We start from the raw sequence: 13,601 nt of genomic DNA on the forward strand, positions 1-13,601 counted from the left end.
GGCGTGGCGCAGCGTGCGCCCGCCCCTCCCCGACCGTCAGGAGCCCGCCTTGCAGTACACGCCCGAATCCGGCACCATCACCATGTTCTCCACCGTCTGGTGCGGCTACTGCAAGCGCCTGAAGAAGCAGCTGGACGCCAAGGGGATCGGCTACACGGAAATCAACATCGAGGACACGCCCGGCACGGCCGAACTCGTTGAAAAGCTCAACGACGGCAACCAGACCGTTCCCACCGTGATCTTCCCGGACGGCTCCTCCGCCACCAATCCCTCGCTCAATGACGTCATGGAAAAACTGGGCGTATAGCCGCCGGGGCGCATCCCCCACCGAGTTTTCCGCTTCGCCGCCGCAATCCCGAATGTCACGGGCCGCGGCGGCGATGGGTTTTTAACGGCCCCCATGATAGACAAGCCATGGCACATTCATCTTTCCCAAGGAGCAAGCAAGTGGTTCACAAAGTTCAAGGCGCCGTGGTCCTGTCAAAGGACGCCCCCGTCACGATCGAGACGATCCTGGTCCCGGATCCCGGCCCGGGGGAAGCCCTCGTGGACATCCTCACGAGCGGTGTGTGCCACACCGACCTGCACTACAAGCAGGGCGGCATCAACGACGACTTTCCGTTCCTGCTGGGGCACGAGGCCACGGGCGTGGTCAGCGCCGTCGGGCCCGATGTGACCAACGTGGCCCCCGGGGACCGGGTGATCCTCAACTGGCGGGCCGTGTGCGGCACCTGCCGCGCATGCGCCAAGGGCCAGCCGCAGTACTGCTTCAACACGGCCAACGCCACCCAGAAGATGACCCTGGAGGACGGCACCGTCCTCTCGCCCGCACTGGGCATCGGCGCGTTCATTGAAAAGACCCTGGTGGCGGCCGGCCAGTGCACCAAGGTGGACGCCGACGTCGATCCCGCGGCGGCCGGGCTGCTGGGCTGCGGCGTCATGGCCGGGCTCGGTGCCGCAATCAACACCGGCGGGGTCAAGCGCGGGGACTCCGTGGCCGTCATTGGCTGCGGCGGCGTGGGTTCGGCGGCGATTGCCGGTGCCGCGCTGGCCGGGGCCACCACGGTCATCGCCGTGGACCGTGATCCGCGGAAGCTGGAGATGGCCAGGACGCTGGGTGCCACGCACACGGTGAACTCCTCGGAGCAGGACGCCGTGGCCGCCATCCAGGAACTCACCGGCGGCTTCGGCGCCGATGTGGTGATTGACGCCGTCGGGCGCCCGGAAACCTACAAGCAGGCGTTCTATGCACGTGACCTGGCCGGCACCGTGGTCCTGGTGGGCGTGCCCACCCCCGACATGCAGCTGGAGCTGCCGCTGCTGGACGTGTTTGGCCGCGGCGGGTCGCTGAAGTCGTCCTGGTACGGCGACTGCCTGCCCTCGCGTGACTTCCCCATGCTCATTGACCTGTACAAGCAGGGGAAGCTGGACCTGGACGCCTTCGTCACCGAACGCATCACCATCAACGACGTCGAGGCGGCCTTCACGAAGATGGGCGAAGGGTCCGTGCTGCGGTCGGTCGTGGTGCTCTGATGGCCGCGCGCATTGACCGGCTGGTCACCTCCGGGACATTCTCGCTCGACGGCGGCACCTGGGAGGTGGACAACAACGTCTGGATCGTGGGCGACGACGCCGAGGTGTTCGTGATCGACCCCGCCCACGACCCGCAGGCCGTCCTGGCAGCCGTGGCGGGGCGCACCGTGAAGGCCGTGCTGCTCACGCACGGCCACGACGACCACATCCGCCATGCCCGCGAATTCGCCGCGCTGGCCGGGGCGCCGGTGTTCATGAACCCGGCCGACCAAATGCTGTGGGAAGACATCTATCCGGGCACCACCCCGGACGGCCCCATTGCCGACGGACAGGTGTTCGAGGTTGCCGGCACGCAGCTGACAGCCCTGCACACACCGGGGCACTCCCCCGGTTCCACCTGCTTCTACGCGGGGTCCCTGGCCACGGTGTTCTCCGGCGACACCTTGTTCAACGGCGGGCCCGGGGCCACGGGGCGGTCCTTCAGCGACCACCCCACGATCCTGCGCTCGATTGCCGGGCGCCTGTTGGTGCTGCCGGCCGAAACCGTGGTCAACACCGGCCACGGCGACTCCACCACTGTTGGCGCGGAGGCCGGCCGGATCAGCTGACCGGCTGCTCAGGCAAGCTGGACGTGGGAGCCGTAGGCCGCGAGGACTGCGGCTTCCACGGCGTCGACCGTGGTGCCGGGGACCAGGTCCTCGGCGGCCCCCGCCGTGCGCGGGTCCCAATCCAGGCCCAGTGCGGCATAGGTGTCGACGAGGACCTCCCGGATCGGGGCGGAGTTTTCCACCACAATCACCGAGCTGAACAGCCAGGCGCCGGCAACCACCCGTTGGGCCGTGCCCACCAGCTTCAGGTGGCCGGCCGCCCCCCGGCCGAACACGCTGAACTCCCCGGGACAGTACTCCCCCGGTATCTCTCCGACCCCGGCATCCACGCCGAGGGACCTCAGCGCGTCGGTGAACAGCCCACCGAAGAAGCCAAAACGCGCCTTCGCATCGGCGATGGAATCCTCCTGCGGCTGGATGTGGTCCACCACCAGGGTCCCCTGGTGGTACGCGGCAGCGCGCCCGCCGGCCCGACGGACGGCGGGCACAAAGCCGCGGGCCAGGGACGCCTCGCGGGCCTCCGCAAAACCGGGCAGCCGGGTGTCGCGCTGGCCGAAGGCCACGGTGGGTTCCGGGCGGTAGAGCCGCAGCGTGGCGGGCAGGCGCCCGGCCTTCACGTCCGCCAGCAGGTCCAGGCCGCGGTTGAGGTCGGCTTCGGCACCCAGCGACTCCACCTGGCGGTGGACGGCCAGCCGGGGGGCGAGGAAGCGGTTCACTCGGCGTGCGGGATGGGACGCACCGTCAGGATCTGCTCCGCGCGGCCGAACGGGCCCTCCTCGTCGTGCAGCACCGAGGATGTCAGGCCGATGCCGTCGCCGGCAAAGGTGACCTTGGTATCCAGTCCCAGCCATTCCCCTGTGGGCTCCCGGTAGACATGCACGGAAAGGTCCACGTTGGGGAACATGTAGCTGCCCTGTCCCGGGGGCACGCGCGCGGCAATGCCGTTGGCGCTGTCCACCAGGCCCATCAGGCGCACCAGCGCCGAGGTGGGTTCGCCGTCGACCATGTCATGGGGGGTGCGCAGCCAGGCTCGCCCGCGGCCGGGCCGGTGGCCTGCAATGTTCCGGCCTTCAAGGGAGGCAATAAAGCCGCCCGGCCACACGTTCAGCCCGTGCCAGCGCTCCGATTCCTCCAGCGAAGGGAAGGGTTCGTCTTCCAGGGCCGCCACGGCCGTGGTGTCCAGGGTGAGCATGCGCCACGCCGTCACGCGCACCGCGGTCCGGCCGCCGGCCACCAGCTCCGCCTGCAGCAGCTCGATGGTGCGCCCGGGACGCAGCACGGTGGTTTCAATGTTGAACTCCCCGGCCGGGATCAAGCCGAGGATGTCAAAGTTGAACCGGGTCAGGCGCATGTCCGCGCGGGGCTGGAACTGCTCCAGCGCCCGGACCATGAGGCCTGTCACGGGGGCCATGTGCTGTTCGTGGTCGTTCCAGGCACCCTGTGCGTGGACGGTGGACGCATAAAGGTTGCCGCCCAAATGCCGGTAGTAAGCCTGTGTTTGGGTGGCCGTGGTGGTTTCCTGCATGGCTAAGACTTTACCGCCGTTACGGTTGCGTCAAAGACCGTGCCGCGCCGGGTTCAGGATTCAGGGCCGGGCAGTCGGCGACGGCGGCGCGGTCCAGCCTGCGCCGGCGGGAAACCCGGAAGAGGTGGATGCCCACCAGCGCGGCGCCGCCGGCCGCCAGCAGGGCAACGAGGGCAACCGGGGAGCCTGCCGCGGCGGCAAGGGCGGCGTCGAAGGCGGCCAGGCCGACAGTGGCGTAGATGGCCGCCCACGCCATGGCGCCCACCACGGTGGCGGGGATGTATCGGCGCAGGGGCATGCGCCCGACCCCGGCTGCGAGGTTGGCGGCCGTTTGGAAGCCGATGGTCAAAAAGCTGGCGCTGACGGCGGGTGCGCCCCACCGGGCGATGGCCTTTTCAGCCCGGGCCACGGAGGGAGAATCAAGGTAGCGTTGCAGCCTGGTCCGGCGGCCCCCGGCGGCGATGCCGCGCCCGGCCCAGTACGTGGCGTTGGAACGGAGCATCACGATGACGAACAACACCAGGTAGGCCCACATGAACGGCAGGGAGCCAATGGTGTCCATCATGCGTGTTCCACCCCCACCAAGCCAGGAAATCGGCCCGGCCCATGTTCGGGACCAGGCGCCACGCCATCAGGATACCCGGGCAAACGTTGGTTCCCCCAATCCACGGGGTCCCTTCGCATCCGGCCAGGGGAAGGACCCCCACAGGGCCGGGGCCCGCCTTTCCGCCAGGCCCACCGGGCAGGCAGACGGGAACAGCGGACGGGGCGCGCCACGGGTCTTCCTGTGGAGGGCAGGCCGGGTTCCGCCGCCTGTAAGCCGGGTTGTCCGCCCTGTTTGGAACGGGCCCCGCGGCGTAGCATACGAAGGACACCGACCGTTTCGCCCAGACCGGAGGCCCCTGATGCAGGAAACCACGCGGGAGACGACGTGTTGCATTGTGGGTGGGGGACCGGCGGGCGTGATGCTGGGGCTGCTGCTGGCCCGGGCAGGGGTGGACGTCACCGTCCTGGAGAAGCACGCCGATTTCTTCCGGGACTTCCGCGGCGACACCATCCATTCCTCCACCCTCGACTTGATCGACGGGCTCGGGCTGCGTGCCAGGTTTTTGCGGATTCCCCAAACCAGCATCACCACGCTGGACATCGTGGTGGGCGGCACGCGCCTGACGCTGGTCGACTTCAGGACCCTGCGGGGGCCGAACAGGCGGATTGCGCTGATGCCCCAATGGGACTTCCTGGACCTCCTGGCCCAGGAGGCCCGGACCCTGCCCAACTTCAAGCTGCTCATGGAAACCACGGCCACCGGGCTGCTCCACGACGCCCCGGGTGCCGCCGTCACCGGCGTCCTGGCACAGGGCCCCGGCGGGCCGTTGCGGATCAACGCGACCCTGACCGTGGCAGCCGACGGGCGCGACTCCCTGGCCCGCAAGGCCGCTGGCCTGCAGCCGGAGGGGCTGGGCGTTCCCATCGACGTGTTGTGGTTCCGGCTCCCCACTCCCCCGTCGCCGCCGCCGGACACGCTGGGGTACCTGCGCAACGGCACCCTGCTCATCACCATCCCGCGCACGGACTATTACCAAATGGGCATGTTGATCCCCAAAGGCGGCTTTGAAGCGATCCGGGCCCAGGGGCTGGCGGCCTTCCGCCGGCAGGTCCGCACGAGTGCCCCGTTCCTTTCCCAGGCGGTGGAATCGCTCCACGACTGGGAGGACGTCAAGCTGCTGTCCGTGCAATTGGACCGTCTCAGGCAATGGTCGGCCCCCGGGCTGCTGTGCATCGGCGACGCCGCCCATGCCATGAGCCCGGTCTTCGGCGTGGGTGTCAACTACGCCGTTCAGGACGCCGTTGCTGCCGCCCGGCTGCTGGCCCCGCCCCTGCTGGCGGGCCGGGCCGTGGACCAGGCCATGCGGCAGTTCCAGGGCCGGCGGGAATGGCCGGTGCGCCTGATGCAGCCGTTGCAGCAGCAGGTCCACAAGGCCATCTCCGGTGCGGCGTCGGCCAATCATGGGGAGATGGCGCCCTGGCAGGCGCGCCTGGCAACGCTCGGCTCAAAGGCCGCCCGCCCGGTCGTGGCCAGGCTGGTGGGTCGCGGCTTCCTGCCCGAGCGGCTGCCCGGTCCTGCGGCCGCGAAAAGTTCCCCAGTGAGTTAGTGCACATTAACCGGTTTCGGGCATTACCATCAAACCATGACCAACGACGTTCAAGCCTCATACACCTCCGGAACCTCCACCATCCCGTTGCTGGGCGACACGATCGGGGCCAACCTTGCCCGCACCGCCGCCCGCTTTCCGGACCGTGAGGCCCTCGTGGACGTGCCGTCCAGCCGCCGCTGGAGCTACGCCCGGCTGGACCACGACGTCGATGCCCTGGCCCGGGGGCTCCTTGCCGCCGGGGTGGCCAAGGGCGACCGTGTGGGCATCTGGGCGCCCAACGTGCCCGAGTGGGTGCTCATCCAGTACGCCACGGCCAAGATTGGCGCCATCCTGGTCAACGTCAACCCGTCCTACCGCCAGCACGAGCTGAAGTACGCCGTGCGGCAGTCCGGGATGCGCATGATCGTGGCGCTGCCGGAATTCCGCAGTTCCGACTATGCGGCCATGATCGACGCCATCCGGCCCGAGTGCCCCGAACTGACGGAGACGGTCTACATTGGCACCGCCTCCTGGGATGCGCTGGTGGCGGGCGGGGAAGTGGTGCCAGCGGACGCCGTCGAACGTGCCATGGCTGGCCTGGGCACCGACGAACCCATCAACATCCAATACACTTCCGGCACCACGGGCTCGCCCAAGGGGGCCACCCTCAGCCACCACAACATCCTGAACAACGGCTACTTCGTCACCGAAACCATCAAGTTCACGCAGGAGGACCGGCTGTGCGTGCCGGTGCCGTTTTACCACTGCTTCGGCATGGTCATGTGCAACCTTGGCGCCACCTCGCACGGGGCGGCGATCGTCATTCCGGCGGCCTCCTTCGACGCGGCCGCAACGCTGCGGGCGGTCCAGGACGAGCGCTGCACCACGCTGTACGGCGTGCCCACCATGTTCATTGCCGAGCAAAACCTGCCCGACTTTGCCTCCTACGACCTCTCCAGCCTGCGCACGGGCATCATGGCCGGCTCGCCCTGCCCCGTGGAGGTCATGAAGCGCTGCATGACGGACATGCACATGGAACAGGTCTCCATCGCCTACGGCATGACGGAGACCTCGCCGGTGTCGATGCAGACCCAGACGGACGACGACGTCGCCCACCGCACCGAGACCGTGGGCCGGGTACACCCGCACCTGGAGGTGAAGATCGTGGATCCGGCGACCGGGCTGACCGTCCCGCGCGGGGAGGCCGGCGAATTTTGCACGCGCGGCTACTCGGTCATGCTGGGCTACTGGAACGATCCTGGGAAGACCGCCGCCACCATCGACCCGGCCCGGTGGATGCACACGGGAGACCTCGCCGTCATGTACGACGACGGCTACGTCAACATTGTGGGCCGGATCAAGGACATGGTGATCAGGGGCGGGGAAAACCTGTACCCGCGCGAGATTGAGGAGTTCCTGTATTCGCACCCGGACATCGCCGACGTCCAGGTGATCGGCGTCCCGGATGAAAAATACGGCGAGGAGCTGTGCGCCTGGCTGCTGATGAAACCCGGCGCCGCTCCCCTGGATGCGGCCGGCGTGGCCGCCTTCTGCGAGGGGCACCTGTCCCGCCACAAGGTGCCGCGCTATGTGCTGGTGGTGGACGAATTCCCCATGACCGTCACCGGCAAGGTGCGCAAGATGGACATGCGGCAACGGAGTGTTGAACTGCTGGGACTCGGCTAGGATCCCAGACGGCTGCGAAGCCCGGGCCAGGCCCTGCCGAACCCCGGGTGCAGCGGCCGCCGGGCAACATCGTCAAACGAAACCCATTCCAGGGCCAGGCTTTCGGGGTCGCTGATGACCGGCTCAAACGGGACCACCGCGGCCACGGCCACCGTGGTGTAGCGCCAATAGCCGACGTCGTACACGGAGGTGAACAGCAGCTCCACGTTTTCCCGGGGCACGCCGGCTTCCTCCCAGGCTTCGCGCAATGCGCCGTCCACGGCGGCCTCGCCTTCGTGGAGGGCGCCGCCGGGCAGGCCCCACGTGCCGCCGTGGTGCGACCAGACCGCCCGGTGCTGCAGCAGGACGCCGCGTCCGGCGTCGGACACCAGGAGGCCGGCGGAACCAAAGCGGCCCCAGAACTTCCCCTGGTCCCCCTCCACCCAGGCGTCGCCGGGGTCCCGGGGCCCGCTGAGGTGGCCGGGACGCACCACAGCCGCGGCGTCCCGGACGAACCGGGCTGCCGCGGCTGACCAGCCGGGCTGTGGCGGCTCAGGCGTGGACAAGGGCTAGAAGTCCCAGTCGTCGTCTTCGGTGTTGACGGCCTTGCCAATCACGTACGACGAGCCGGAGCCGGAGAAGAAGTCGTGGTTCTCGTCCGCGTTCGGGGACAGGGCCGAGAGGATGGCCGGGTTCACGTCGGTGACGGCGGAGGGGAACATGGCCTCGTAGCCCAGGTTCATCAGGGCCTTGTTGGCGTTGTAGTGCAGGAACTTCTTGACGTCTTCGGCCAGGCCCACGGAGTCGTAGAGGTCGTGCGTGTACTGGACCTCGTTTTCGTACAGCTCGTACATGAGCTCAAAGGTGTAGTCCTTCAGCTCGGCCTTGCGCTCCTCGGAAAGCCCTTCCAGGCCCTTCTGGTACTTGTAGCCGATGTAGTAGCCGTGCACTGCCTCGTCGCGGATGATCAGGCGGATCAGGTCGGCGGTGTTTGTCAGCTTGGCGCGTGAGGACCAGTACATGGGCAGGTAGAAGCCCGAGTAGAAAAGGAAGGATTCCAGCAGCGTGGAGGCAATCTTGCGCTTGAGCGGGTCGTCGCCGTAGTAGTACGACTCAATGATCTGCGCCTTCTTCTGCAGGTTCACGTTTTCCACCGACCAGCGGAACGCCTCGTCGATTTCCTTCGTGGAGCACAGCGTGGAGAAGATCGAGGAGTAGCTCTTGGCGTGCACCGACTCCATGAATGCGATGTTCGTGTAGACGGCCTCCTCGTGCGGGGTGATGGCATCCGGGATGAGCGAGACGGCGCCTACGGTGCCCTGCAGCGTGTCCAGCAGGGTCAGGCCCGTGAACACGCGCATGGTCAGCAGCTGCTCGTCCGGGGTCAGCGTGGCCCAGGACTGGATGTCGTTGGACAGCGGCACCTTTTCGGGCAGCCAGAAGTTGTTCACGAGGCGGTTCCAGACTTCCACGTCCTTCTCGTCCTCGATGCGGTTCCAGTTGATGGCCTTCACATGGCTCGCCAACTTCAGCTTCTCCGGTGTCATCGCTCTTCTCTCTCCACTAAATCTTGGGGCCCGGGGGCCTAATCAATCTTAAGCCAAAGGCACGACGGCGGGAGGCGCCCGCCGTCGTGCTCTTCAGTTTTGCTGTTTCAAGCCAGGATCCATCCGATGGCTAGGCACAACGGTTGCTACAGCATGCAGGAAACGCAGCCTTCCACCTCCGTCCCTTCCAGCGCGAGCTGGCGGAGACGGATGTAGTAGATGGTCTTGATGCCCTTGCGCCAGGCGTAGATCTGGGCCTTGTTGATGTCGCGCGTGGTGGCGGTGTCCTTGAAGAACAGCGTCAGGGACAGGCCCTGGTCAACGTGCTGGGTGGCGGCCGCGTACGTGTCGATGATCTTCTCGTAGCCGATCTCGTACGCGTCCTGGTAGTAATCCAGGTTGTCGTTGGTCAGGTACGGGGCCGGGTAGTACACCCGGCCCAGCTTGCCTTCCTTGCGGATTTCGATCTTCGACGCCACCGGGTGGATGGAGGACGTGGAGTTGTTGATGTAGCTGATGGAGCCCGTGGGCGGGACGGCCTGCAGGTTCTGGTTGTAGATGCCGTGCTCCATGACGGACGCCTTCAGCTCACGCCAGTCATCCTGGGTGGGGATGTGGATGCCTTCGAACAATCCTGCGACCTTGGCGGTCTGGGGAATCCATTCCTGCTCGGTGTACTTCTCAAAGAACTCGCCGGAGGCGTACTTGGACTTTTCAAAGCCGGCGAAGGTCGAGCCGGTCTCCTTCGCGATCAGGTTCGAGGCCCGGATCGCGTGATAGAGCACAGAGTAGAAGTAGATGTTGGTGAAGTCCAGGCCCTCTTCGGAGCCGTAGTGGACCCGCTCGCGGGCCAGGTAGCCGTGCAGGTTCATCTGCCCCAGCCCGATGGCGTGCGACTGGTCATTGCCCTTCGCGATGGAGGGGACGGAAGCAATGTGGGACATGTCGGAGACGGCGGTCAGCGTGCGGATGGCCGTTTCGATGGTGCTGCCAAAGTCCGGGGAATCCATCGTCTTGGCGATGTTCAGCGAGCCCAGGTTGCAGGAAATGTCCTTGCCGGTCTCGTCATAGGAAAGGTCGTCGTGGTAGCTGGTGGGCGCGGAAACCTGGAGGATTTCCGAGCACAGGTTGCTCATGATGATCTTGCCGTCGATCGGGTTGGCCCGGTTGACGGTGTCTTCAAACATGATGTACGGGTAGCCGGACTCGAACTGGATCTCGGCGAGGGTCTGGAAGAACTCGCGGGCCTTGATCTTGGTCTTCTTGATGCGGGCGTCGTCCACCATCTCGTAGTACTTCTCGGTGACCGAGATGTCGGAGAACGGCACGCCGTAGACCCTTTCGACGTCGTACGGGGAGAACAGGTACATGTCCTCGTCGCGCTTGGCCAGCTCGAAGGTGATGTCCGGAACCACGACGCCCAGCGAGAGGGTCTTGATGCGCACCTTCTCGTCGGCGTTCTCGCGCTTGGTGTCCAGGAAGCGGTTGATGTCCGGGTGGTGGGCGTGCAGATACACGGCTCCGGCACCCTGGCGGGCACCGAGCTGGTTGGCGTAGGAGAAGCTGTCCTCAAGGAGCTTCATGACGGGGATCACGCCCGAGGACTGGTTCTCGATTTGCTTGATGGGGGCGCCCACCTCGCGGATGTTGGTCAGGGCGAAGGCCACGCCGCCGCCGCGCTTGGACAGCTGCAGGGCCGAGTTGATGGAGCGCCCGATGGACTCCATGTTGTCCTCGATGCGCAGCAGGAAGCAGGAGACCAATTCGCCACGCTGCTTCTTGCCGGCGTTCAGGAATGTCGGCGTGGCGGGCTGGAAGCGGCCCTCGATGATTTCGTCCACCATCTTGACGGCCAGCTGCTCGTTTCCGCGGGCCAGGTGCAGGGCCACCATGCAGACGCGGTCCTCGTAGCGCTCCAGGAACCGGTTGCCGTCAAACGTCTTCAAGGTGTAGGACGTGTAGAACTTGAACGCACCCAGGAACGTCTCGAAGCGGAACTTTTTCTTGTAGGCGTGGTTGTAGAGGTCGCGGATGAAGTTCATCGTGTACTGGTCAAGCGTTTCGCGCTCGTAGTATTCGTTCTTGACCAGGTAGTCCAGTTTCTCTTCCAGGTCGTGGAAGAACACCGTGTTGTTGTTCACGTGCTGCAGGAAGTACTGGCGGGCGGCGGCGCGGTCGGCGTCGAACTGGATCTTGCCCTCGGAGTTGTACAGGTTGAGCATGGCGTTCAGCTCGTGGTAACCGAGTCCTTCCCATGCTGCCGGCATGTCCTTGTTCGACTTCACGGCTGCGTCTGCTGCTGAGACAATCGTGTCCAAAATTCTTCCAATCCTTCGTGAACGCGGTCCACGTCATCCGACGTGCCCATCAATTCAAAACGGTAGAGATGCGGTACTTGGCATTTGACCGAGATGATGTCCCCGGCCAGACAGTAGGTTTCACCAAAATTTGTGTTGCCGGCGCCGATGACGCCGCGGATCAGTGCCCGGTTGCCGGGTACGTTGAGAAACTTGATGACTTGCTTGGGGACGGCTCCGTGCCCTGAATCCCCGCCGTAGGTGGGCAGGACCAGGACGTATGGCGCATGCGCCACCAGGGTGTCCTCGCGGGTGTGGATCGGCAGGCGCGCCGCCTCCATGTTGAGTTTGCCAACAAAGCGGTGCGTGTTGGCGGAAATTGACGAAAAGTAGATCAGGCTGCTGCCGGTATGCCTTCCGGTTTCCCGGCTCGCAGCTGGCGTTGCTGCAACGGCTGACATGGTCATCGCTTCCTGGTGTGTTTCCTTGCTGTTGTGGGGCCGACCATTCGACGGTCAGCCCCACCCTTGTGCCCATGCGGCACATGAAATTTTGTGGTCCGGGAGGCACCTGGCCCGCCGGAACTCAAGCTACGTTCGACGCTTCGCTCCCACCGGCCTGGGCGATGGCGGCGATCTTGTCCGGACGGAAGCCGGACCAGTGGTCGGCATCCGTGATCACGACGGGCGCCTGCTGGTAGCCCAGGCTGAGCAGGCGTTCCAGCGCCGCGGGATCCTCAGTGATGTCCACGCTTTGGTACGTGATGCCCTTTTTGTCCAGTGCACGGTAGGTGGCGTTGCACTGAACACAGGCGGGCTTGGTGTAAACCGTGACGGTCATGATCGAGGTCCCCTTGTCATAAAAAACGGTGTGGAATTGGCATTCGCGTCCCGCGTACGGCGCGCCCGCTGTCGGAGGGGCCTGACAGCTGTTGCCCTTGGCCTCGCCAGCGTTCCGGATGACTTTCCGAACTGCTTGAATTGCTGTACTCGATACTACATGTAGTGCACGCTCCCGGGAACGACCCCAAGATGATGTATTACAAGTATGTCATTTTATGCACCGGTAGTCCACAGGCCCGGCGGATTAAAAGCGCAGGATTCCAACGTTTAAGGTCCCTCTGTCCACAGGCTGTGGAGTAGTTGAGCACTTAAATCCAGGCGGCGTGTCGTGCGGGTCCGGCGTGTCGTGCCGCAAGGTGTGCGGGACGGTGTGGACCGGGGCACGGCGCACATATGCTTGCAGGACCGGCCGGCCCAGCGAAGACGTCGCTGCGCGAAATCACCGGGCGCCCTGCGCGGTGCGGGAAGGGACACGGAGTGATCAACCCGATCCACCTGAAGACGCTGCTGGAGGTGGTCCGCCGCGGTTCCTTTGCCGCAGCCGCCACCGTGCTGGGGTACACGGCGTCCGCCGTCTCCCAGCAGATGTCGGCCCTGGAGCGTGATGCCGGCGTGTCCCTCTTCCAGCGCACCGCCCGCAGTGTCACGCCGACGGAAGCCGCGCTGGTGATGAGCCGGCACGCCGCCAAGGTCCTGACCGACATCGATGCCCTGCTGGCGGCCAGTGCCCGCACGGAGCAGGGAACCAGCCAGGAACTGCGGCTGGGCATTTTTCCGTCGCTGGCAACATATGTGCTCCCCCGCCTGCTGCGCAGCCCCGACTGGCCCGGCCTGGGCATCAATCTCCACGTTTCGGTGGGCGAGCCGCAGCAAACCATCTCCGGGCTGCGCAGCGGCGGCGAACTGGACGTCGCACTCGTCTACCAGGTGGGCCAGTCCGGGCTGGCGTGGCCGCACACGATCAACCGGCAGTGGGTGGGCGACGACAATTTCCGCGTCGTGCTGCCCAAGTCCTGGGGCATCCGACCCGGCGCCAGCGTGGAAGCGGGACAACTTTCAGACATGCCCTGGATCATGCACCACCCGGGCACCTCCGACGCGACGGTGATCGAGCGGCTTTTTGCCAGCTGCAACCTGCATCCGCGCGTGGCGGCCTACAGCGACGACTTCAATGCCAGCCTGCAGCTGGCCTCCGTTGGCCTGGGCGCGGCCCTGGTCCCGGAATTGGCGCTGACCCGCCGGCCGGATGACGTGGTGGTGCTCGACGTCCCGGAAATCCGCCTGGCGCGCAATATATTCGCCCTGCTGATCAATGACGGGCACACGCCGCGGACCGAGGTGTTCATGGACAAAATATCCGGCATCCTCGGCGAACTGACACGCACCAGCTCGCTGGACACTCCCGCATAGGCACACGTTCCATGCTGGATCGACGCCGTGCCGCAGCCG

At 65.9% G+C, this 13,601-nt stretch carries 14 protein-coding genes; 6 read left to right on the forward strand and 8 right to left on the reverse strand.

Going from position 1 to position 13,601, the window contains the following annotated elements:
- Positions 1-49 precede the first annotated feature (49 nt).
- The 3 genes from MMF96_RS07195 (at position 50) to MMF96_RS07205 (ending at position 2,141) form a co-directional block, all read left to right on the forward strand.
- Positions 50-307, forward strand: a complete 258-nt coding sequence (locus MMF96_RS07195; protein ID WP_256128035.1) for a mycoredoxin — start codon at positions 50-52, stop codon at positions 305-307.
- Positions 308-447: 140 nt separating this feature from the next.
- Positions 448-1,533 (forward strand): S-(hydroxymethyl)mycothiol dehydrogenase, encoded by a 1,086-nt coding sequence (locus MMF96_RS07200; RefSeq protein ID WP_256883063.1) that lies wholly within the window; start codon positions 448-450, stop codon positions 1,531-1,533.
- Entirely contained in the window at positions 1,533-2,141 is a 609-nt protein-coding gene (locus tag MMF96_RS07205; RefSeq protein WP_176617944.1) for an MBL fold metallo-hydrolase, read from the forward strand. The genes MMF96_RS07200 and MMF96_RS07205 overlap by 1 nt, the downstream gene beginning before the upstream one ends.
- Positions 2,142-2,149: 8 nt before the next feature.
- On the opposite strand, the gene MMF96_RS07210 is transcribed toward MMF96_RS07205, so the two are convergent.
- Genes MMF96_RS07210 through MMF96_RS07220 form a run of 3 tightly spaced genes read right to left on the reverse strand, consistent with a single transcriptional unit; the run spans position 2,150 to position 4,231 of the window.
- Positions 2,150-2,857 carry a lipoate--protein ligase family protein gene (locus MMF96_RS07210; protein ID WP_256883064.1) on the reverse strand — a complete coding sequence of 236 codons (708 nt, stop codon included), beginning with the start codon at positions 2,855-2,857 and terminating at the stop codon, positions 2,150-2,152.
- Positions 2,854-3,666: a thioesterase family protein gene (locus tag MMF96_RS07215; protein WP_176617946.1), complete on the reverse strand. Its 813-nt coding sequence runs from the start codon at positions 3,664-3,666 to the stop codon at positions 2,854-2,856. Before MMF96_RS07215 ends, MMF96_RS07210 begins: the two co-directional genes overlap by 4 nt.
- Positions 3,667-3,685: 19 nt before the next feature.
- Positions 3,686-4,231: a DedA family protein gene (locus tag MMF96_RS07220; protein WP_256128031.1), complete on the reverse strand. Its 546-nt coding sequence runs from the start codon at positions 4,229-4,231 to the stop codon at positions 3,686-3,688.
- A 340-nt stretch (positions 4,232-4,571) separates the two neighbouring features.
- Between MMF96_RS07220 and MMF96_RS07225 the strand changes: the two genes are divergently transcribed.
- Positions 4,572-5,819: an FAD-dependent oxidoreductase gene (locus tag MMF96_RS07225; protein WP_256883065.1), complete on the forward strand. Its 1,248-nt coding sequence runs from the start codon at positions 4,572-4,574 to the stop codon at positions 5,817-5,819.
- 36 nt (positions 5,820-5,855) lie between these two features.
- Positions 5,856-7,487 (forward strand): AMP-binding protein, encoded by a 1,632-nt coding sequence (locus MMF96_RS07230; protein WP_176617948.1) that lies wholly within the window; start codon positions 5,856-5,858, stop codon positions 7,485-7,487.
- Here the strand turns inward: MMF96_RS07230 and MMF96_RS07235 are convergent.
- The 5 genes from MMF96_RS07235 to nrdH all read right to left on the reverse strand — a co-directional run bounded on the left by MMF96_RS07235 (position 7,484) and on the right by nrdH (position 12,150).
- Positions 7,484-8,032, reverse strand: coding sequence for an NUDIX domain-containing protein (locus tag MMF96_RS07235; protein ID WP_218063272.1), 549 nt, complete (start codon positions 8,030-8,032; stop codon positions 7,484-7,486). The genes MMF96_RS07230 and MMF96_RS07235 overlap by 4 nt on opposite strands.
- A 3-nt stretch (positions 8,033-8,035) precedes the next feature.
- A complete protein-coding gene (gene nrdF / locus MMF96_RS07240; protein WP_256883066.1) occupies positions 8,036-9,013 on the reverse strand; it encodes a class 1b ribonucleoside-diphosphate reductase subunit beta in 978 nt (325 codons plus the stop codon).
- 146 nt (positions 9,014-9,159) lie between these two features.
- Positions 9,160-11,280 carry a class 1b ribonucleoside-diphosphate reductase subunit alpha gene (gene nrdE, locus MMF96_RS07245; protein ID WP_176617971.1) on the reverse strand — a complete coding sequence of 707 codons (2,121 nt, stop codon included), beginning with the start codon at positions 11,278-11,280 and terminating at the stop codon, positions 9,160-9,162.
- A 14-nt stretch (positions 11,281-11,294) separates the two neighbouring features.
- Entirely contained in the window at positions 11,295-11,771 is a 477-nt protein-coding gene (nrdI, locus tag MMF96_RS07250) for a class Ib ribonucleoside-diphosphate reductase assembly flavoprotein NrdI (RefSeq protein WP_176617950.1), read from the reverse strand.
- Between the two features lie 124 nt (positions 11,772-11,895).
- Positions 11,896-12,150 carry a glutaredoxin-like protein NrdH gene (gene nrdH / locus MMF96_RS07255; RefSeq protein ID WP_176617951.1) on the reverse strand — a complete coding sequence of 85 codons (255 nt, stop codon included), beginning with the start codon at positions 12,148-12,150 and terminating at the stop codon, positions 11,896-11,898.
- Between the two features lie 479 nt (positions 12,151-12,629).
- Between nrdH and MMF96_RS07260 the strand changes: the two genes are divergently transcribed.
- Positions 12,630-13,562 (forward strand): LysR family transcriptional regulator, encoded by a 933-nt coding sequence (locus tag MMF96_RS07260; RefSeq protein WP_176617952.1) that lies wholly within the window; start codon positions 12,630-12,632, stop codon positions 13,560-13,562.
- The last annotated feature ends 39 nt before the right edge of the window (positions 13,563-13,601 follow it).

Origin of the sequence: Arthrobacter sp. STN4 (assembly GCF_024539665.1) — a bacterium.
In the GTDB taxonomy this organism is placed as follows: Bacteria; Actinomycetota; Actinomycetes; order Actinomycetales; family Micrococcaceae; genus Specibacter.

What these genes read in the sequence shown, in the direction of transcription:
- MMF96_RS07205 (WP_176617944.1), top strand. Translation starts at nt 1,533, where the DNA reads ATGGCCGCGCGCATTGACCGGCTGGTCACCTCCGGGACATTCTCGCTC.
- MMF96_RS07215 (WP_176617946.1), bottom strand. Translation starts at nt 3,666, where the DNA reads ATGCAGGAAACCACCACGGCCACCCAAACACAGGCTTACTACCGGCAT.
- MMF96_RS07220 (WP_256128031.1), bottom strand. Translation starts at nt 4,231, where the DNA reads ATGATGGACACCATTGGCTCCCTGCCGTTCATGTGGGCCTACCTGGTG.
- MMF96_RS07225 (WP_256883065.1), top strand. Translation starts at nt 4,572, where the DNA reads ATGCAGGAAACCACGCGGGAGACGACGTGTTGCATTGTGGGTGGGGGA.
- MMF96_RS07230 (WP_176617948.1), top strand. Translation starts at nt 5,856, where the DNA reads ATGACCAACGACGTTCAAGCCTCATACACCTCCGGAACCTCCACCATC.
- nrdF (WP_256883066.1), bottom strand. Translation starts at nt 9,013, where the DNA reads ATGACACCGGAGAAGCTGAAGTTGGCGAGCCATGTGAAGGCCATCAAC.
- nrdE (WP_176617971.1), bottom strand. Translation starts at nt 11,280, where the DNA reads ATGCCGGCAGCATGGGAAGGACTCGGTTACCACGAGCTGAACGCCATG.
- nrdI (WP_176617950.1), bottom strand. Translation starts at nt 11,771, where the DNA reads ATGTCAGCCGTTGCAGCAACGCCAGCTGCGAGCCGGGAAACCGGAAGG.
- nrdH (WP_176617951.1), bottom strand. Translation starts at nt 12,150, where the DNA reads ATGACCGTCACGGTTTACACCAAGCCCGCCTGTGTTCAGTGCAACGCC.